The organism is Pedobacter sp. UC225_61 (assembly GCF_044452285.1).
GTDB lineage: Bacteria > Bacteroidota > Bacteroidia > Sphingobacteriales > Sphingobacteriaceae > Pedobacter.
The window spans coordinates 2,248,780-2,267,769 of sequence record NZ_JBIOAL010000001.1; the positions used below are offsets into that span (position 1 = coordinate 2,248,780).

The following is an 18,990-nucleotide window of genomic DNA, read 5'->3' on the forward strand; positions in this document are numbered from 1 at the left end:
TTTTTAAGTAGTAATGTATTTTGAAGAGATCAACAAAAGCAGTGTGCGGTCAGCTTTAGCCTCGTCATAGTTTTCCTTTAGCAATTGATTGATGTGTTTGTTTTTAAGCTTAACAGCGGCCATTTGCAGGATTTGAAAAGAGGCCATTTCAATACTTTCTATGTTTTGTAGATAAAAAATTATAGATAGGTCACGAAGCTCAGGTTCGCCCATCTGTTCATCAATTGCTTCAAAAGCATCTTGAATAAGACCAGTTAATCCGTGAATACTTCCTCTAGAAACCTCAGCGTCGAGAAGGGAATAGATAACTTCCATCCTTGCAATTTGTTTTTCTACATCATCAACAGTCTCATTAATTGCATTCTTTAAATCGGCAAATTCTACTTCGCTTGCAAGACTTGGGAGCTTGGAAACCAAATGCAACTTTGCACCGTAAATGCGATCAAGATGCTTGATGAAAAAAACTTTAAGCTTATCAGAACCAAGGTTGATTTTTTTCCAAGAGCGAGATTTATCAGGTTTTTCAGACATAGTAGCACGTTAGCCTACTAAGTTATAAATTCTTTCACTTTTTCAACAAGTTTATTTATTTCAAATGGTTTGCTCAGATAGCTGTTTGCACCACATGAATTAGCCCTTTGATGTATATCAGGCTCAGCAGAAACTAGTACTACAGGAATAGTAGTTAGTTCCATCTCGCGTTTAATTTCAGCGCAAATTTCATCTCCACTTTTAGAAAAGCCAATTATTGTAATATCTAGCAGGATAAGGTCTGGTCCAATGAGCTTTACCTCATTGGCAGTCACACCAGTATTTTTCACAATAACCTCAAATCCCTCTTCTTCAAAAATGATACTTAAGATAGAAAGAATATCCTCATCATCATCGATCACTAGTATGCGTTTACCCATTAGTATATGTATATGGTTAGATAATGTTTGTCAACAATCTCAATCTTTTACCAAACCCCTATAGCAACTCCGTCACGTGTATACCGTATACCTCGTAAAAAAGTCGGTTAAAGTGCCCTCTTGAATTATAACCAGCAATGTTTGAAATCTCTTTAACCGTACGGTACTTGCCAGATGCTATTGCTTCCCATGCCAGTTGTAGGCGAATTATTCTCACAAGCTTGTTGGGCGTAATGCCTAATATACTGTGCACTCGGCGGAATAACTGTCGCTGGCTAAGTGCCAATTCATTGCTAATTAGATGCAGATTGAGGTTTGCTTTTCCTACATGCTCGCGAACAATTTTTTCAAAACTATTCAGCCAGAGCTGATCGGATTGAGATGGTTCCTCAATGGATTTCTGGCTTTCATTTGTATTAAAAGCAACAAAAGTTCTATCCACACTAGGCTTCGGCTGCCTAAACCTAGAATGATGATCATCGTTGATCATTCCAAGTATTGAGGAAATTCGCTCGTACTCCTCTAGTTGTCTTCTATAAGTGATATCCTTTGCAATGGCAAAGATTAAGCTGTCCTTTTTAATCGGCACTAAAGTCCAACTCAACCAAACCACTATGCCATCCTTAGTAAGATATCTATTCTCAAAGTTTAACAACGAACGCCCCTCTAATAAAGCTTTATGTTTCTCAATTGTCCTTAATCTATCTTCAGGGTGAATGAAATCATTTATAGGTGAAGCAAATAATTCCTCCTCTGAATATCCAAGAGCCTTGCAAACTGCAGGGTTGATTTTCTTGAAATACCCATCAAATCCAGCAATGCAAAAAAGGTCGGGCGCAACTTCAAAAAAATAATCTAGGTCAAAGACCTTCTGAGGCTTTAACTTAACCACGGCATGTCTGGTTCATATTACTACGCGTTAAATAACTGTTAATTGTTGACATCATTGAAATACAAATTTTGTCTAAATTGTTTTCAATTAATTACTAATGCATTGATTATGTCAATTTTGCGAACACATTCGGCAATTCTGTGACTAGCTACAGTAATCTCAATCAGAAAGCCAAATTAACTAGCCGTGGCTTATTCGATTTAAGTAGATTTTAAATAAAAAAACCCTCTTCACTTTCGTAAAGAGGGGCAGTACCCAGCGCCGGAGTCGAACCGGCACGGTTTCCCACAGGTGTTTGAGACCAGCGCGTCTACCAATTCCGCCAGCTGGGCATTTGCTTATTCAGCGGGATGCAAATCTATCGATTACAAGACATATAAACAAACTATTTTTCTAAAATATTTATATGCTATATCAAGCATTTCTCCTTTTAGGAATACGATTTTATACTTAAAAGTACTAGAAACTAAAACAACATTGTTATATGGTTGTTAAACAATTGATCTCTCAATTTTTTTAGTTAGTTCTTAATTCTTAAAGCATAATTTCCTGAGATATGAAAATAGCATATATTTCTACTTACCCACCACGTGAATGTGGTTTAGCTACCTTTAACCATAACTTAATTAAGGCTATTTGTAGTAATTTTGATGATGAAAATCTGATAGAAACGAGTGTTGTTATTGCCATGAATAATGGTGATGACAAGGAGGAATATAATTATCCAAAAGAAGTAAAGTTTGTAATTAGGCAACATGTTCAAGAAGATTATAATGAGGCAGCAGCATTTATAAATGCTAGTGATGTTGACGCTTGTATTGTACAACACGAGTTTGGAATTTATGGAGGTGAAGATGGATTGTTTGTATTGCCTTTCTTAAATCAATTAGAAAAGCCCATCATTTCTATTTTACATACCGTTTTAAATTCACCTACTTTTTTGCAAAAAGCTATAATTAAAGAGGTTGCTAAAAAATCAGCTAAAGTGGTTGTAATGGGTGGCAAAGCAGTTGGGTTTTTAACTGATATTTATCACGTGCCTGAACAAAAAATTCAATTGATTATGCATGGAGTACCTGATTTAGAAGCTCCAACACTTAATCCTGTAAAGACATTACCTCAGTTAAAGGATAAAAAAATCTTATTGACATTTGGTTTGATTAGCAGAAATAAAGGTTTAGAAACTGTTGTAAAAGCATTGCCAGCCATTGTAAAAGAACATCCAAATGCTGTATATGTAATACTTGGCAATACGCATCCTGGAGTTGTAAAAAATTCCGGAGAAGAATACCGTGAATACCTTAAAAATTTGGCAGAAGAACTAAATGTAAGTCAGCACTTGGTGTTTATGAATAAGTTTGTAGAGGAGGAGGAGTTAATCAATTACCTATCTGCTGCGGATGTTTATATCACACCTTACTTTAACGAGGCTCAAATTACAAGTGGTACGCTGTCTTATGCTGTTGGTGCTGGAGCTGCGGTTGTTTCCACTCCTTATTGGCATGCACAAGAACTTTTAGCTGATAATCGTGGTCGTTTATTCAATTTTAAAGATCATGATGGATTAGCAACTATTGTTAATCAATTGTTGGATAATCCGGAAATGATGAACACATTAAAAAAGAATGCTTACACTTTCGGATTAAATACCAGGTGGCCTAAAATTGGCAAAACGTATATCTCTTTAATAGAAAAAGCAGTTAAACATCCAGATTATAGCGATAAGATTTTAAGTCAAATTATCGATCCAGGTTTAATGCCTGAATTTACTATCGATTATGTGAAACGCTTAACCGATGATACTGGGATTTTTCAGCATGCTAAATTCGGAATTCCAAATAGGAAGGAAGGCTATTGTGTTGATGATAACTCTAGGGCTATCATTATGGCTTTAATGGCATATAAAGAGAACAATAATGTTGAAGCTTTAGAACTTTTACCAATTTATTTGAGCTTCACCCATGATATGCAATTGGAAGATGGAAATTTTAGAAATTTCATGAGTTTCAATCGCCAATATTTGGATGAAGAAGGAACAGATGATTCATTTGGACGTACCATTTGGGCATTAGGCTACCTCATTCATGAAGCGCCAAACCGCTCTTATATTGAATTTGGAAGAGAACTATTCTTTAAAGCAGTGCCTCATTTTAAAAAGCTAACGCATTTAAGAGGGATATGTAATACCATAACTGGGTTAAGTTATTATTTACAATCACATCCTTATGATGAAATGATTTTAAATGAACTAAAAGCATTAACAGATAAAATAGTATCCGCTTATAAACTTACCAAAGGCGATGATTGGCATTGGTTTGAAGATAAATTAACGTATGACAATGCTATCTTCCCATTAGCGCTATTCCATTCGGCAGAAATTACTGGTAATGAAGAGGTAAAAGAAATTGCAAATGAATCATTAAATTATTTAGAAAAGTTAACATTCAATTTAAGTTCTTTTAGCCCAGTAGGAAATGATGGCTGGTATAATAGAGATCGTAAAGTGATGCCGATGTATGACCAACAAGCCATTGAAATCATGGCAATGGTTTTAATGTATCATCAAGCATTTATTGTAACTAAAGATGCCGCTTATATGAAGAAAATGTTTTCGAGTTACTTATGGTTTATGGGGGAAAACTCACTTCGAATTCCATTATATGATTCAGAAACTAAAGGTTGTGCAGATGGCCTACACCGTGGAGGTGTGAACAGAAATCAAGGTGCAGAAAGCACGTTAGCTTATTTAATATCTCACTTAACGGTTGTCAAGGCATTTAAATATGACCAACTCTTGAGTGGGGTTAAAGAACAAAAAAGTCTGGTTTTTAAATAAACCAGACTTTTTTTTATCATTAAGGTTTTGCAGATGCTTTTAATTTATCTAACAAGGCTCTTAACTCTACTGAAGCAAACGACGATGAATAATCTGACAAACCATAAGGAATAATCAGATGGTCATTGTTTATAATTGAGCCACAAGAATACACCACATTAGGTACATAGCCTTCACGTTCATCAGGATTTGGAATAAGTAGGGGTTCTTCTAATCTGCCAATTTCTATCGTAGGATCTTCAAGATCTAACAAGCAAGCACTTAAGCAATACCTGCGCATTGGTCCAACAGCATGTGTAATAATTAACCAACCGTCTTCAGTTTCAATTGGTGAGCCACAATTGCCTATTTGCACAAATTCCCAATTGTATTTAGGCTCTTGTAATTTAATAGGATTTTCCCACACGTTTATTTTATTCGAATACATGATGTAATTGTTTACTCCATCAATTCGGGATAACATGGCGTATTTACCATTTATTTTACGTGGGAAAAGTGCTAAATTTTTGTTTTGTGCGCCATCGCCAAATAAGGGGCCTACTGTAAAATCGTAAAAGTCTTTAGTTTTTAAGAGCTTAGGAATGATAATATGTCCATCGTATGCTGTATAGGTAGCGTAATAGGTAATAGAACCATCATCATTTATAAATTTAACGAATCGAGCATCTTCAATTCCTTTTCTTTCAAACTCAGAAATTGGGAAGATCACACGATCAGAAATATCAGTATCCATAGAGAAAATAATCTCATAATATGAATCCGATAGCCACAATACTTTCTCTAATTCGATATCTTTTGCTGGGTTTGGTTCTAAAAGCTGATTTTCTGCAATTACATTTTTCAGCGTAGCATAATCGAATTGGTCGGCTAATTTCTTGTCTAATTCATTTAATACATCTTCATTAATGAGCGCAATTAATCCTTTATCTAAAAAAAGCTTTTTGTTGTACGTGGCATTTCTTATAATTTCAGCTTCATCAATATAATTTCCTGAAGGGATAACCGTAATGTTATTATTTCTATCTATTAATGCTCTTCTAAATACAATGGACGAAATATGGCCTTCTCCAACTGCTCTAAAACTAATAATCAATCGTTTTTCACCTTCTTCCAAATTGCTTTGATCTGGATCTTCAATAATAGAAGGATTAAAAAAAGCTGCTGATTCTATAGAATATTCATGTGTAAAATAGGAACCAATTAAAAGACTGCGATGTGTGTCGAGCTCTTTATAATTAATATCCATCTTTTCGAACAAAGGCTTTAATTTTTTGCAATGCCTTGATAAAATCTTAGTAATGTTACGGTGTCGTTTAGAATATTCCTGCAAAAGAGGAGAAATGATATTAAAAACCTGTTCATCAGTTAATGTCATTACTTTGTTAATCACTTCTCTGCCACGCTCATCTCCATTAAAAAAAAATCTTGCAATTACTCTTTTAGGATCAGGGTAAACTTTTACATGTTTACGTTCTATTGGAAGTCTCATCATATAAATTGATTTTGCGCTCAGCTAATTAACGGTTAAAATTTAATCAATCGTACTTTCATCAAGTACATTAAGTTAATAAATATAACAATAAACGGTTGCTAATGTTTGTTTGGCAATTATTTTAGCGGCTGACACTTGGAACAATAAAACGTGCCTCTATTGGTTTTTCCTAATGTTTCTTTCGTAATGGGATGATTTTTTGGGCATAGTTTTTTACTATACACTAGCCAATGTTTTTTGAGTGTATACTCTTTTTTCCAATGAAGAAAATCAAAGCTATAGTTCCTCGCTTCTTTAATGAGTTCTTTTAATTTAGGTGTAGAAAGTGAACCCACAGTGCATAAAGGGTGTACGCCAATACGATATAACACTTCGTTTTTAATGATATTTCCTACACCTGCAAATGTATTTTGATCTAAGAGGATATCACAAACCAAAACATCTTCCTTTTCTTTTACTTTTTTAAGCGCTTTTGATGGGTTCCAATCATCCGATAGTACATCGGCTTCCCAATCGTAAACTTGATTGATATCTCCTTCAACAAATTGCAGTGAGCAGGTATAGAAATTCAATACATCGTTTTTAAAAACCAGACTAATTCTAGGCGTACTTGCTTTTTCCTCATTAATGCGATACGTACCAAACAACATGAAATGGATACGTAATGCAAAATCACTAAAGCATATTAAGAAATGTTTCCCCCAACTTTTAAATGAAATCACTTTTTGGTGAAGCACACGATCTTTATCTAATTTGGTATTGCCAGAAACCTCTATAATTTCAGCACCTTCTAAATGAAGATTTTCAATTAATTCTCTAAGTATAACAATAGACGGTCCCTCGGGCATATGACTTAATTAGAGCGTTTTCTTATTATTCTTCGCACTTTCTCCTGATTCATTTGGTGCATCTCCAGCTTGTCCATATTTAGGTGCAGCACCTTGTCCATTTTGATCAAAAGAAGCTTTGCCTTTGGCGTCACCACTTGTTTTCGGTTGCTCTTTATCTTTCGATTTTACAGTTGGCTTTTTCATAGTTCTTATATTTAAATTGTAATTCTTCCGCCAGTAACTGGTAGTGTAGCCCCAGAAATATAACTGGCATCATCTGATGCTAAAAACACATAAGCAGGGGCAACTTCAACCGGTTGGCCTGGTCGTCCCATTGGGGTATCCTTACCAAACTCTTCTGGATTAGGCATCGTAGATGGAATTAAAGGCGTCCAAATTGGGCCAGGTGCTACTGCATTTACACGAATTCCTTTACCACCAGTCAATAAAATTTGACTTAAGTTGGCCGTAAAGTTTTGAATAGCAGCTTTGGTAGCCGCATAAGGTAATAATACTAAGCTAGGATTATAGGCATTTACAGAGGTTGTATTGATAATGCTACTTCCTTTTTTCATGAAAGGTTCAGCCGCTTTACTTAAATAAAACATAGGATGAATATTCACGTCAAATGTTTTAACCCATTCTTCTGTAGGTATTTCCTGCAAGTTTTCTCTTCCCATTTGAAAAGCAGCATTATTTACTAAAATGTCTATTCGTCCAAATTCTTTTACTGCCCTATCTATAATTTTCTTGCAATGACTTTCTTTTCTGATATCTCCTTTAACCAAAATTGCTTTTTGTCCTGCCTCTTCCACCCACTTAGCAGAATCTTCCGCATCTTTAGTTTCTATATCGTCTAAGTAACTAATCAATACATCAGCACCTTCTCGGGCAAAGGCAATAGCAATGGCTTTTCCAATACCCGAATCACCACCTGTGATGATGGCTTTTTTACCTCTTAACTTGCCTGAACCCTTATATGATTCTTCTCCGTGATCAGCTAAAGGCTTCATTTGATCTTCCGTACCAGGAACTTCTTGTTTTTGCTTAGGGTAAGGGGGGGTAGGATATTTAGTGTCGGGCTTTTGAGGTGGTTTTTGTTTTTTTATCTTTTCCATAGGTGTAGTATTTGATAGCAAAACATCAACGGGGTTTTAAACTGGTTGACTATCTTTATTTTTAACAGTTTAAAAAAGCAATTGTTTAGGCTCTTTTTTTAGAACCCAAACTTTGCATCAATTGATCGTATAAATTATCACTCGTTGCTTTTTGTGGTTTCATTTTCTTAACAATGGCTCGTTTTCCTTTGGCTTTTGCTTTAATGATTTTTAAGAGTTCACTCGTATATTCATCTTTAAATGCAGCGATGTCAAATTTAGAACTGTATTGGTCTATTAAGGCTAAACCAACTTCCATTTCTTTCTTCGTGATCGTAACGTCAGTTACTTTCTTTATCTCCGCTAAACTTCTTATTTCTTCTTGAAACCTCATTTTAGTAATCACAATGACGTTATCCATAGGATGGATAACGCATAAGTTTTCTGTGCTTCGTAATACGAAACGACCAACTCCGGCTTTTTTAGATTTAATTAGTGCTTGTAACAGTAAGGCATAGGCTTTTGTACCTTGTTTTTCTGGTTCGGTATAGTATGAGGTTTCGTAATAAATAGGATTGATTTCTTTAATATCTACGAAGTTCTCTAATTCGATAATTTTGGTTTTTTCTGGAGCTGCTTCTGCGAAATCATGTTCATCTAAAACCACATACCTATCTTTTAAAAAATAGCCACGCACAATTTTATCGTACGGAACTTCTTTGCGACTATCTTCATTAATACGTTGAAACTTAATCTTCGCATGGTCGCGTTCATCCAGCATATCTAAATCTAGATTGCTATTTTGTACACCCGAATACAATTTAACGGGAATATTAACCAAGCCAAAACCGATGGCGCCTTTCCAAATAGATCTCATAGCATAACTTTTCTATATAAACAGCTATACTAGGGTATTGTTTGTAAGGTTAGTGTTGTTATTAAACTAGATTAGTTTAGTAAAACAGGTACTTTTTTGTGGTATTTATTTCTGTAATCGATAGGGGTGAGGCCTGTTATTTTCTTGAAAACATCTCTAAAGGCTTTGGTATCAGTATAGCCCACATCGAACATCACTTCTGTAATGTTTTTTCTGCTCGAATTCGAAACTTCGCTTTGCAGCTTCAATTTTCACTCGCTGTAAGTACTCAATTACGGTATTATTGGTTGCTTTTTTAAATCTGCGCTCAAAACTTCTTCTGCCTAAGGCTAACATTCCAGCTAACTGGTCTACCGTAATTTTGTCGTAGTAATTGTTATCTATAAATTCTTGTGCTTTTTTAATTTCAGGGTCTTCATGTTTTTTCTGTCCTTGAAACATCATAAATGCCAATTGACTTTCTCTATCAATATCAATAGCAAAGTATTTTGACGCTAAAATTGCCGTATCACGATCGGTGTATTTCTCTACTAAATACAGCAATAAATTCCAATACGAATTAGCTCCACCGCTAGAGTATAAGCCTTTTTCTTCAGTAATAATACTTCCATCTACCAATTCTACCGCCGGAAACATCTCTCTAAAATCTGTTGCCGATAACCAATGCGTAGAACACTTTTTCCCATCAAGCAAACCGGTAGACGCCAATAAAAAAGCCCCTATACATAAGGAAACTACCTCGGCACCTTTATGGTACTGTTCAATAATCCAAGGTTGTAAATCTTTATTTAATTCAATAGCCCGTTTCATATCGCCACTTAAGGCCGGAATGAAAATCAGGTCTGTTTTTGGAAGCTCATCAATGAGCAAATCGGTATGAACCGAGAAAAGATTGTTATTTAATTTTATTTCCCTTTTTAGCCCGACTAATTGAATGGTAAACATGGGCGCTTTGCCAGCTGCAGCTAAAAAATCATTTACAGCCGTAAACAAATATCTCGGATCTGCGATAGCTTCTATCACAGCCGTTTCGGGAACTAAAATTGTAACATGCTTCATTAAACAAATATAATTGATGTGTTTGTCGTAAACAACCCCTTCAATTGTCCTTTATGCACTATTTAGCTGATAAACGGAGCGATTATCTTTGGTAGACAATTGTATTTCGTTAGGGATATATTGAATTGTTAACATTTAGTACTCTACACATGGCACATATCTATTCATATCTAACATTTAGCGGTAATTGTCGCAAGGCGATGACCTTTTACCAGCACTGTCTTGGCGGAAACCTAAGTTTTCGAACGATTGGAGAAACACCTGTATCAGCTGAAATGACGGAAGAAATGAAAGGATATGTGGTGCAAGCTACGCTTACCAAAGAAGACTTGATTTTAGTAGGTACAGATTTAGTGGCAGATGAAGGTTTGACCAAAGGGAATGCCGTTTCATTACTACTCAATTGCAATTCGGAAGAAGAGTTGACTACCTATTATGCGAAACTTTCTGTTGGCGCTAAAGCTACACAAGCCATTGAGGTTAATTTTTGGGATACCTTGGTTGCTTCAGTAACCGATGTATTTGGAAATAACTGGTTGTTAAATTACAAGAGAAATTAGCTGCTAGTAAACAATTTAACCTCTAATTGAGTTTTAGAGGTATGGGAAGAAAATCCTATCCTATAGAGAAAGACATTATCAAAGTTCCTCGTTTCGAAGAAAGTGCTGGCTTTTATACCACCAAGCAACGCAGTAAAACGATGTCGAAGATTAAAGGGAAAAACACAGTTCCAGAATTACTATTGAGACGCTCGCTATGGGCAAAAAATATACGTTTTCGTACGCATAAAAAAGGCTTGCCAGGAAGACCAGATGTTATCATTGGTAAATATAAACTTGCTGTGTTTGTAGATGGAGATTTTTGGCATGGATACCAATGGGAACATAGAAAACCAAAGAATAACGCTGCATTTTGGATACCTAAAATAGAACGGAATAGGCAACGTGATAAATTTGTAAATGAAAGCCTTGCTTTAATGGGGTATACGGTAATGCGTTTTTGGGAGCACGAAATTAAAGAAAACTTATCCGCTTGTGTTAATCAGATTATGCTATATATAGAAACTGCAAGAGTGATTAAAGTACCAATTAAGGATTAAATAAAAAGAAGGTTACCAGAAATCAGCCTAAGCTATTATTCGTTTCTTAGCTATTACATAGGCACCCATGCCGCCGAAAGCTAACAGAATTACCCAAACATAATCGTCTAAAGGAACATTACATACGTCTAATGTATACCGAACATTGGAACCGTAACTCACGCCACTTTGGTTATTGCTTGGATTAACGTAGGTATTTACCCAGCATTGTCCACCCTGATCAATGAGATCGTTACTTTCAATATAATTACATTGCTCTCCTGGACTATAATCTATGTTATAATATTGACCATTTCTGTTGTAGACTTTGTAGGTGGTGCCATAAAAGCTTGTATTTCCCATGTATTGGGTATAAACAACATCTCCAACTCTACATCCGTATCCAGATATAGTACTTGTACCATGTGCAAATGAGGTATTGCCGAATAGAGTTAAAAGCGTTAAAATAAATAGTGATCTTAAAAATCTCATTAAAGGAACTGATTGTTATAACACTTATGCAATAGCTATGCCATTTGCACCATCAATTTGTATTATTTTAGATGTTTTGAGTTATGTGAAAATAACTAAATGTTTAAACATTAAATATTACCTTGAGCTTACACAAGATAAATATTTTGCTCAAAAAAAGTAAATAAAAATTTAATACGGGGAAAATTGGGTAATATTTGGTTTATTTTTCCCCATTATTACTTTCTTTAATTTGCAGATTAAAAGCAAATAGTAGTTTGATTACATGAATTGTAAACAATTTCTAAATAATCATGTAATTTTAAATTGTTAATCAAAATCTATTCCGAATGGTAAGATATACTTCATTTACCTACTTGATCGTAGTGGTATTCAGCATACTTATTGGCTGCAGACAAGAACAAACGATGGAAGAACAAATGGATACTAAACATACCGTTTGTTATATGGCAATTAGTCAGAGCGATACGGCATGGCTTAAAATTGATACATCTGGCAAACAAATTAAAGGTCTTTTGAATTTTAGCTATGCCAACGCGAAAAAATTTGAAGGGCAGTTTAAAGGAACAATCAATGGCGATACGTTAAAGGGCCATTATGATTTTAAAGTGAACAAAGTTGATAAATGGTATAGAAATCCTGTTGCTTTTCTTAAAAGGGACAATAAATTAACCATGGGCCTTGGCGAAATCTCTATGGTTTGGGGCTCTGCTTTTTTCGATGATAAAGTGCCTATCGATTATCAAAAGGGACGATTTGTTTTTGAGCAAACGAACTGTTCGAATGCTGCAAAGTAGTGTTGTACATTTCATAGCTCAAAAGAACAGTAAATTTTTCGAACTATGAGCTTAGTGATTTAGAATGTCCGAAATTGTCTGTGGATGTCCGAACATGTCAGTATAAAACTTATTTTCTCCTAGTGTTGTTCGAGGTTTACCCTAGGTTTGTTCTTCTCAAACCGCGTTTTGTAGGAGAAATGCAGGAGGATACTGGGAGGAATGTGGGAGGAATGAGGTGTGATTTTTTGAGTTTTTGTTGCAATAACCAACTTTTAATAACTTTATAAAGTTCACTTATATCCGATTGACTTATAGTCGAATTTCACATAGCTTGCAATGTGGACATCAAGAAAAAAATAGGCTCAAGGATCAAAGCATTACGCTTGATTAATAAACTCACTCAAGAGGCACTTGCCTTTAAGGCAGGGATTGATAAAACTTATGTAAATGAAGTGGAGAATGGCAAAAGAAATATTTCTATTGTCAATCTTGAAAAGATAATAGTTGCTTTAGATCAAGAGTTTAATACATTTTTTGATGATTTAGTATTCTCCAAAAATAGTCCGACTAATGGAGAATAAAAGGATTCCCATTATAGATTTATTTGCTGGACCAGGTGGTTTAGCTGAAGGATTTAGTTCTCTTGTTGATGATAAAAATAATAGGTTTTTTAATATTAAATTATCAATTGAAAAGGATAGCCATGCATGTGAGACATTAAAACTAAGATCTTTTGTTAGGCAATTTCCTTTCAAACAACTTCCTGAACAGTATTACGAATTCTTGCAAAAAAAAATAAGCATAGAGACGTTATATAAAACTTACCCCGATGAAACTGTAAAGGCAGAGGCAGAAGCATGGCAAGCTACATTAGGGGAAACCGCTGAAGAAGAAATCGATAAAAGAATAAGCGATGGACTTGAAGGTGAAAAAAACTGGGTTTTGATTGGCGGCCCACCTTGCCAAGCTTATTCTTTAGTAGGAAGGTCTAGGGTTGGGGGTATAGATAAAGATGATCATCGAGTTGAGCTTTATAAGGAATATTTAAGAATTATTGCTGTACATCAACCAGCTGTGTTTGTAATGGAAAATGTAAAAGGTCTTTTATCTGCAAAGGTTGATGACATCAAAATATTTGATAATATTCTAGCAGATTTAAAAGACCCATCAAGTATTTTTCCTGAAACAAAATCTATAAAATATAAAATTCATTCGCTTGTTAAGCCAACAGTAAAATTTGACACAGATTATTTAATCAAATCTGAAAAATATGGAATACCACAAAAAAGACATCGTGTGATTCTGTTGGGAATTAGAGAGGATATTGATGTTTTACCAACTTGTCTTGAAGAAACTGGAAATGTAAATTTAGGTATCACAATTGGTGATTTACCTAAAGTTAGAAGTGGTTTATATAGAGAGTTTGTTAGTTCAGAAGAAGTTTTTGTTAAAGGTATTTTAAAGAAAAAAAGGAATTATAAGCCAGTTCAAGATTCACAAGAAGCTTGGCTTAAGTTGATAATATGTTATGCTAATGAACTAAATAAATTATTGCCAGATAATTTTAGAGATAACACAAATCATCCTAAAACAATAGGTAGCGAATATTTACAAGAACAAACTTCCGTAGAAATTTGTCATCCTCTTCATGATTGGTTTACTGATAAAAAGATAGAAGGTACCATAAATCATCAATCTAGAGGCCATTTAACTTTAGACTTAAAGAGGTATTTGTTTTCAAGTTTATACACTAGGAAATTTAAGAAATTTCCAAGAATGGATGATTACAGAGCATATGGTGAAGACTTATTGCCAGATCATTTAAATGCAGAAAGTGGGAAGTTTAATGATCGATTTAGAGTTCAATTACCGAATGAACCAGCCACAACAATAACAAGTCATATATCAAAAGATGGGCATTATTTTATTCACTATGACCCAATTCAATGTAGAAGTTTAACTGTTAGGGAAGCCGCTAGGATACAAACATTTCCAGATAATTATTTTTTCTGTGGAAGTAGAACGCAGCAATTTCATCAAGTTGGAAATGCTGTACCGCCTTACTTGGCATTTCAAATTGCAGATGTAGTAAAAGACTTAATAATAAAAGCACTAATTAAGCCAAAAAATTAATACTCTCAAAATGAATGAACTTATAGAAAAGGATTTCGAATCAGCTACTCCATATCCAGAATATCTAATTAAATCAATTGCTGAGCAAGGATATTCTTTAGAAACTTCCTTGGCAGATCTAATTGACAATTCGGTCAGTGCAGGTGCTAATAGAATTGAAATTTTAATTAATACCGATAAAATTCCTTTCACTTTATTTCTGGTAGATGACGGAAATGGAATGGATGAAACCACATTAAAAAAATGTATGCAGTTTCCAAGTACATCGTTGGAAGCCGACAGAGAGTCAAAAGATCTAGGCAGATTTGGTCTTGGTATGAAAACCGCATCATTTGCTCAAACTAGAAAATTTACAGTTTTATCTAGACTTAATTCATCTAGTAGTTTTGCCGCTAGAACATGGGATGTAGAATATCTAAAGCTTAAAAAAGAATGGCGGATAATTAAAAATAGTTTAAGCGACATTAGTAATATTGTTTCAGAATACGAAGCATTAAGTAAAGGATTTTTAAATGAGTTTAAAAATTATATTCCTAAAACTATAATTGCTTGGCAAGGGCTTTACAAATTTGAAGATTATCTAGATGGAGAAGACAAAAGTAATTCATTAAAAACTCAAATAACCGAAACTACAACCGAATATCTTTCTCTAGTTTTCCATAGGTTTATGGAGCGTGCTCAAAACCCATTAATAATTCGAGTCAATAATATCTTAGTCAAGCCCTTTAATCCATTTCCTCCTGATCAACCAGATTTAAGGCTAATAGAGTCAAGGCAAAGAAGTATCAAATCTGACTTTATTAAGCTTGAAGGATTTGTCTTACCCTCTCGTAGCATCGAGGAATGTAAAGAGATTAATAATATCTGGACAACAAAAACAAAGGGGTTGCTTGATATGGAAGGTCTATATATTTACAGAGCTGATAGAATAATATTATTTGGTGGATGGAATGGCATAATAAGAAAATCTCCCCGACTACAATTAGCTGGACTCAGAGTTGAAGTAGGAAATAAGATTGACAATCTTCTTCACCTGAATGTAGCCAAGTCTCAAATATCTATACCATATGATCTAAAAATTGGCTTTTTAAAGTACATGTCAGATCTGAAGGAACAAGCTGAAAAGGAATATCATAATAGAGGCATTAGAAAATTTAGTTCAAAAAAAACTGATAGGCTACCACAGCTCTTTGATCGCAAAGCATCAAATAAGGGAGTGATTTTAGAAATTAATAATGACTATCCATTGGTTAAAATCATCATGGAAAATCTTGATAAAGAGCATAAAAAAACATTTGAAATCTTTAACAAGATGATTAATACCACTATTAACAAAATTAGGCAAGTACACCAAGACAAAACATATGTTGATATTGAAGTAAAAGCTGATAATGAGCCTTTATTAATAGATATAATTAATGGTCTCTTGAAGAACAATACAAGTAAAGAAATCATCAAACACTCCATTCTTCCCTCATTAGGATACAAGATGGAAACTATACCAAGCGAAATTATGAACCTTTTAGATAATTAAAATGGAAAACTTTGAGTGTGTAGAGATGGTAAAAACTCTTTTAAAGGGAAAAGCCAGTGAAAGAGAAAATATAACTATTTCATTTTTTAATGAGGTGAGAACTGAAATAGTTTCTATCCTTAAAATTTTGCCAGGCTATTCTTCTTTTGACGAAAATAGCTTAAATCACTTCTATGATATCGGTGTAAAGGAATTTCAGTCGATTAATCCTATCGAAATTGATCCATCTTATTCCTTAAATAAAAAAGGTTTCATAACATGGCTTACTGATAATAGAAAGACCGAATTAAAAGATGATTATATTAAAAGATATTTAGCTCATTTAAAAACAAAAGGTAGATCCGATAAGGTTCTTGAAGAAATCGCTAAGTCTAGTGAAAAAATACTTTCGAAACTTGGCGATCCTAAAGCAGATCATCCTTTTTACGTTAAGGGTTTGGTTGTTGGAAGTGTACAATCAGGGAAAACTGGAAATTTCAACGCTGTGATAAATAGAGCTATTGATGCTGGGTATAGTTTAATAATTGTTTTATCTGGTATTATGGAGGATTTAAGAAGCCAGACACAATTAAGAATCGAAGAAGACATTATAGGTGACGGAACATTAGATATTTCAAAAGATACTAAAGGAGATAAAGGGGTTGGGAAAATAAGAAAGTTCGGAGAATTAGGTGATAAAAATGTTGCTCAAGTCTATTCAATAACATCATACAAATCAGACTTCAAAAAGTCAGTTAAAGAAGCTGATTTTTCATTAAATCATAAAAACATTTTAGTTTGTAAAAAAAACACAGGTGTTTTAAAAAATTTATTGATCTGGCTTAGCGATTATTTAAGAGAAAATGCAGAAAAACATGATATACCTTTTCTAATAGTGGATGATGAAGCGGATAATGCATCTTTAAATAACTTAGGCAAAAAAGGAGCAGATTATGCAAGTATTATCAATGGACATATTAGAGCATTGCTGGACCTTTTCACCCGAAAAACCTACTTAGGTTATACGGCAACACCATTTGCAAATGTACTCCAAGATAGAAATAATACAAGCGCTCAAAAATGGCCAATAAATTATAAAATTGCTGGTAATACGGTCTATAAAGAATTTACTCAAGTTTCTAATATATTCCCAGATGATTTTATTGAGCTACTCAATAACCCAACAAACTATATTGGTGCTAAACAGATTTTTGAGACAGTTCTAGATGATAATCTAAAATTGCCGTTAGTAGAAATTGTGAGGGACTCAGATGTTGCTTTTCCAGCAAGAATAACTTTAGATGATGGAAAAGAGCGTGCAACTGCACGCAACGATCATTTCCCAGTTACCCTTCCGAAATCCCTAGAAGAAGCTACAGCTTGTTTTATTTTGAGTATTGCATTGAGATTAAGTAGAGTATCTGACATGTTAGATTCTGGGTTTTTGAATCCTCATCACACGATGTTAATCCACGTTTCTAGATTTATACCATGGCAAAATAAAACAAAAGACCTTATTATAACTTACATTGAGAAGTTGGAATCTAAATTGAACAATGAACTACCTAATAATAAACAGCTAATTTATGGTCAATTAGAAATAATTTGGAATAGATACTACTCAACCATCGTTTTAAACATCAAAAGCTACTTACCGGCAGGATATGTCGATGAATTTTTATCTCCAAAATCATATGAAGATATAAAGCCACATCTTATCGATGCAATTAGAGGTGTGGAAGTAAAAGCTATAAATAGTGAAACAGGCGATAAAGTTGTATATGCAAAAGATGCATCAGGTAATGGGAAAAAGATAATTGCTGTAGGAGGAAATAGATTATCTAGAGGATTTACATTGGAAGGGCTAACGGTTAATTATTTCATAAGAAATACTAATTTTTCCGATACTTTATTGCAAATGGGAAGATGGTTTGGATATAGACCCGGATACCTTGATGCATGTAAGATATTCACAACAATCGATGCTGTTAATAAATTCGATTCAACAACTAGGGCAATAGAAGAACTTGAGGCAGAGTTTATTAAAATGAATAGATTGGACAAATCTCCAGCAGAATTTGTTTTGAGAGTAAGAAAACACCCAGGTGCCTTGAAAATTACTCGCCCAGCTATATTGAAAGACACTAAAATTGTTAATTGGTCTTATCAAGACACACTAGTCCAAACAACAAAATTCAAAGTTAATAGTAGTCAACTATTAGAAAGTGCTTGGGATAGGCTAAGAGAATTCATCAGAGGTAATAATTTTACGGAAGATAAAGGCTTTTTAAAAACCGAATTATCAGCTCAAGATGTGATTGAGTTTCTAGAGTTACCCAACACATTTGAAGATTTTGAAATGCAATCCATAATTAAATTCATTCAATTATGTGTTCAAAAAAATAAACTGAAAAATTGGACAATCGCAATCAAAATAAAAGGAAACGGTAGAGTCTTGCGAAGTGATATTTCTGGACTTGATAGAGATATTGAATTATCAGTTAGATCTGGACCTCGAGAAGGTCATTTCCGAACGTTGTTTACAGATTTTGGAGTGTTTGCTGCTGCAGGAAAATCGGCCAATATTGTTTCAGCAGGATCTGATTTTGATCTATTATTATCAGAAGACCAAAAACAATCAGCTATAAACAAGTTTAAAATAGAAAGGCAGGAATATTTTAAGTCAAAAAATAAAATCCCAAAAAACGAGGATGTAACAATTCCCGAAAGAGTTTACAGGGAGGCGATGACTGATGATCAATGCTTGCTTAATATTTATCTTATGGACATCAAATCTGTCTTTCTGAGCAAAGACAATGATAAAGTTATGGATGACATGTTTATTAAAAATAATATCAATGAATGGACACCTTTAATTGGATATGCAATAGGGTTTCCAAAAATATCACCGGACCCAGGAGGAGAATATGTTCATGGTGGATATGATCTAGATATCGAGGTAGAAGAATGGGATCAAACACTGGACTCAACTGAAGAATAA

19 protein-coding genes and 1 tRNA gene are annotated in these 18,990 nt (G+C 34.2%); 8 read left to right on the top strand and 12 right to left on the bottom strand.

What is annotated here, in order from left to right:
• Nucleotides 1–3: 3 nt before the first annotated feature.
• The 4 genes from ACHMWN_RS10465 to ACHMWN_RS10480 form a co-directional block, all read right to left on the bottom strand.
• Nucleotides 4–531, bottom strand: coding sequence for a DUF892 family protein (locus tag ACHMWN_RS10465; protein ID WP_397300596.1), 528 nt, complete (start codon nt 529–531; stop codon nt 4–6).
• Nucleotides 532–548: 17 nt separating this feature from the next.
• Nucleotides 549–911, bottom strand: a complete 363-nt coding sequence (locus tag ACHMWN_RS10470; RefSeq protein ID WP_397300599.1) for a response regulator — start codon at nt 909–911, stop codon at nt 549–551.
• Between the two features lie 58 nt (nt 912–969).
• Nucleotides 970–1,803: a PAS domain S-box protein gene (locus tag ACHMWN_RS10475; protein WP_397300601.1), complete on the bottom strand. Its 834-nt coding sequence runs from the start codon at nt 1,801–1,803 to the stop codon at nt 970–972.
• Nucleotides 1,804–2,055: 252 nt separating this feature from the next.
• Nucleotides 2,056–2,135, bottom strand: a tRNA-Leu gene (locus ACHMWN_RS10480).
• A 224-nt stretch (nt 2,136–2,359) separates the two neighbouring features.
• On the opposite strand from ACHMWN_RS10480, the gene ACHMWN_RS10485 reads away from it, so the two are divergent.
• Entirely contained in the window at nt 2,360–4,639 is a 2,280-nt protein-coding gene (locus tag ACHMWN_RS10485; RefSeq protein WP_397300604.1) for a glycosyltransferase, read from the top strand.
• Nucleotides 4,640–4,658: 19 nt separating this feature from the next.
• Here the strand turns inward: ACHMWN_RS10485 and ACHMWN_RS10490 are convergent, their stop codons facing one another.
• From ACHMWN_RS10490 to ACHMWN_RS10520, 7 genes are all read right to left on the bottom strand, one after another.
• The gene (locus ACHMWN_RS10490) at nt 4,659–6,128 is read right to left on the bottom strand and encodes a glycoside hydrolase family 130 protein (protein ID WP_397303574.1); all 1,470 of its coding nucleotides are present in this window, start codon (nt 6,126–6,128) and stop codon (nt 4,659–4,661) included.
• Between the two features lie 119 nt (nt 6,129–6,247).
• Entirely contained in the window at nt 6,248–6,979 is a 732-nt protein-coding gene (locus ACHMWN_RS10495; protein WP_397300607.1) for a DNA-formamidopyrimidine glycosylase family protein, read from the bottom strand.
• Between the two features lie 9 nt (nt 6,980–6,988).
• Nucleotides 6,989–7,165, bottom strand: coding sequence for a hypothetical protein (locus tag ACHMWN_RS10500; RefSeq protein ID WP_397300609.1), 177 nt, complete (start codon nt 7,163–7,165; stop codon nt 6,989–6,991).
• 11 nt (nt 7,166–7,176) lie between these two features.
• Complete coding sequence (locus ACHMWN_RS10505; protein WP_397300611.1) at nt 7,177–8,079, bottom strand: SDR family oxidoreductase; 903 nt, start codon at nt 8,077–8,079, stop codon at nt 7,177–7,179.
• A gap of 85 nt (nt 8,080–8,164) precedes the next feature.
• Nucleotides 8,165–8,935, bottom strand: a complete 771-nt coding sequence (locus ACHMWN_RS10510) for a Ku protein (protein ID WP_397300613.1) — start codon at nt 8,933–8,935, stop codon at nt 8,165–8,167.
• A 71-nt stretch (nt 8,936–9,006) separates the two neighbouring features.
• Nucleotides 9,007–9,129: a hypothetical protein gene (locus tag ACHMWN_RS10515; RefSeq protein ID WP_397303576.1), complete on the bottom strand. Its 123-nt coding sequence runs from the start codon at nt 9,127–9,129 to the stop codon at nt 9,007–9,009.
• Nucleotides 9,107–9,994 (bottom strand): GlxA family transcriptional regulator, encoded by an 888-nt coding sequence (locus ACHMWN_RS10520; protein WP_397300616.1) that lies wholly within the window; start codon nt 9,992–9,994, stop codon nt 9,107–9,109. The genes ACHMWN_RS10515 and ACHMWN_RS10520 overlap by 23 nt, the downstream gene beginning before the upstream one ends.
• Nucleotides 9,995–10,143: 149 nt before the next feature.
• Between ACHMWN_RS10520 and ACHMWN_RS10525 the strand changes: the two genes are divergently transcribed.
• Both ACHMWN_RS10525 and ACHMWN_RS10530 read left to right on the top strand, forming a co-directional pair.
• Nucleotides 10,144–10,554, top strand: coding sequence for a VOC family protein (locus ACHMWN_RS10525; protein WP_397300619.1), 411 nt, complete (start codon nt 10,144–10,146; stop codon nt 10,552–10,554).
• A gap of 41 nt (nt 10,555–10,595) precedes the next feature.
• Complete coding sequence (locus ACHMWN_RS10530) at nt 10,596–11,093, top strand: very short patch repair endonuclease (RefSeq protein ID WP_397300622.1); 498 nt, start codon at nt 10,596–10,598, stop codon at nt 11,091–11,093.
• Between the two features lie 27 nt (nt 11,094–11,120).
• Here the strand turns inward: ACHMWN_RS10530 and ACHMWN_RS10535 are convergent, their stop codons facing one another.
• Nucleotides 11,121–11,564: a hypothetical protein gene (locus ACHMWN_RS10535; RefSeq protein ID WP_397300625.1), complete on the bottom strand. Its 444-nt coding sequence runs from the start codon at nt 11,562–11,564 to the stop codon at nt 11,121–11,123.
• A gap of 329 nt (nt 11,565–11,893) precedes the next feature.
• On the opposite strand from ACHMWN_RS10535, the gene ACHMWN_RS10540 reads away from it, so the two are divergent.
• From ACHMWN_RS10540 to ACHMWN_RS10560, 5 genes are all read left to right on the top strand, one after another.
• On the top strand, nt 11,894–12,361 hold the full coding sequence (locus ACHMWN_RS10540) for a hypothetical protein (protein ID WP_397300627.1): 468 nt from the start codon (nt 11,894–11,896) through the stop codon (nt 12,359–12,361).
• A gap of 320 nt (nt 12,362–12,681) precedes the next feature.
• A complete protein-coding gene (locus tag ACHMWN_RS10545) occupies nt 12,682–12,924 on the top strand; it encodes a helix-turn-helix domain-containing protein (protein ID WP_397300629.1) in 243 nt (80 codons plus the stop codon).
• On the top strand, nt 12,914–14,476 hold the full coding sequence (locus ACHMWN_RS10550; protein ID WP_397300631.1) for a DNA cytosine methyltransferase: 1,563 nt from the start codon (nt 12,914–12,916) through the stop codon (nt 14,474–14,476). The genes ACHMWN_RS10545 and ACHMWN_RS10550 overlap by 11 nt, the downstream gene beginning before the upstream one ends.
• 10 nt (nt 14,477–14,486) lie before the next feature.
• Nucleotides 14,487–16,010, top strand: a complete 1,524-nt coding sequence (locus ACHMWN_RS10555) for an ATP-binding protein (protein WP_397300634.1) — start codon at nt 14,487–14,489, stop codon at nt 16,008–16,010.
• A 1-nt stretch (nt 16,011) separates the two neighbouring features.
• On the top strand, nt 16,012–18,990 hold the full coding sequence (locus tag ACHMWN_RS10560; protein ID WP_397300636.1) for a Z1 domain-containing protein: 2,979 nt from the start codon (nt 16,012–16,014) through the stop codon (nt 18,988–18,990).

Coding starts and splice junctions, on each gene's coding strand:
- ACHMWN_RS10470 (WP_397300599.1), bottom strand. CDS start 911: ATGGGTAAACGCATACTAGTGATCGATGATGATGAGGATATTCTTTCT.
- ACHMWN_RS10490 (WP_397303574.1), bottom strand. CDS start 6,128: ATGAGACTTCCAATAGAACGTAAACATGTAAAAGTTTACCCTGATCCT.
- ACHMWN_RS10520 (WP_397300616.1), bottom strand. CDS start 9,994: ATGAAGCATGTTACAATTTTAGTTCCCGAAACGGCTGTGATAGAAGCT.
- ACHMWN_RS10465 (WP_397300596.1), bottom strand. CDS start 531: ATGTCTGAAAAACCTGATAAATCTCGCTCTTGGAAAAAAATCAACCTT.
- ACHMWN_RS10540 (WP_397300627.1), top strand. CDS start 11,894: ATGGTAAGATATACTTCATTTACCTACTTGATCGTAGTGGTATTCAGC.
- ACHMWN_RS10550 (WP_397300631.1), top strand. CDS start 12,914: ATGGAGAATAAAAGGATTCCCATTATAGATTTATTTGCTGGACCAGGT.
- ACHMWN_RS10525 (WP_397300619.1), top strand. CDS start 10,144: ATGGCACATATCTATTCATATCTAACATTTAGCGGTAATTGTCGCAAG.
- ACHMWN_RS10555 (WP_397300634.1), top strand. CDS start 14,487: ATGAATGAACTTATAGAAAAGGATTTCGAATCAGCTACTCCATATCCA.
- ACHMWN_RS10515 (WP_397303576.1), bottom strand. CDS start 9,129: ATGTTCGATGTGGGCTATACTGATACCAAAGCCTTTAGAGATGTTTTC.
- ACHMWN_RS10535 (WP_397300625.1), bottom strand. CDS start 11,564: ATGAGATTTTTAAGATCACTATTTATTTTAACGCTTTTAACTCTATTC.
- ACHMWN_RS10500 (WP_397300609.1), bottom strand. CDS start 7,165: ATGAAAAAGCCAACTGTAAAATCGAAAGATAAAGAGCAACCGAAAACA.
- ACHMWN_RS10530 (WP_397300622.1), top strand. CDS start 10,596: ATGGGAAGAAAATCCTATCCTATAGAGAAAGACATTATCAAAGTTCCT.
- ACHMWN_RS10495 (WP_397300607.1), bottom strand. CDS start 6,979: ATGCCCGAGGGACCGTCTATTGTTATACTTAGAGAATTAATTGAAAAT.
- ACHMWN_RS10485 (WP_397300604.1), top strand. CDS start 2,360: ATGAAAATAGCATATATTTCTACTTACCCACCACGTGAATGTGGTTTA.
- ACHMWN_RS10505 (WP_397300611.1), bottom strand. CDS start 8,079: ATGGAAAAGATAAAAAAACAAAAACCACCTCAAAAGCCCGACACTAAA.
- ACHMWN_RS10510 (WP_397300613.1), bottom strand. CDS start 8,935: ATGAGATCTATTTGGAAAGGCGCCATCGGTTTTGGCTTGGTTAATATT.
- ACHMWN_RS10560 (WP_397300636.1), top strand. CDS start 16,012: ATGGAAAACTTTGAGTGTGTAGAGATGGTAAAAACTCTTTTAAAGGGA.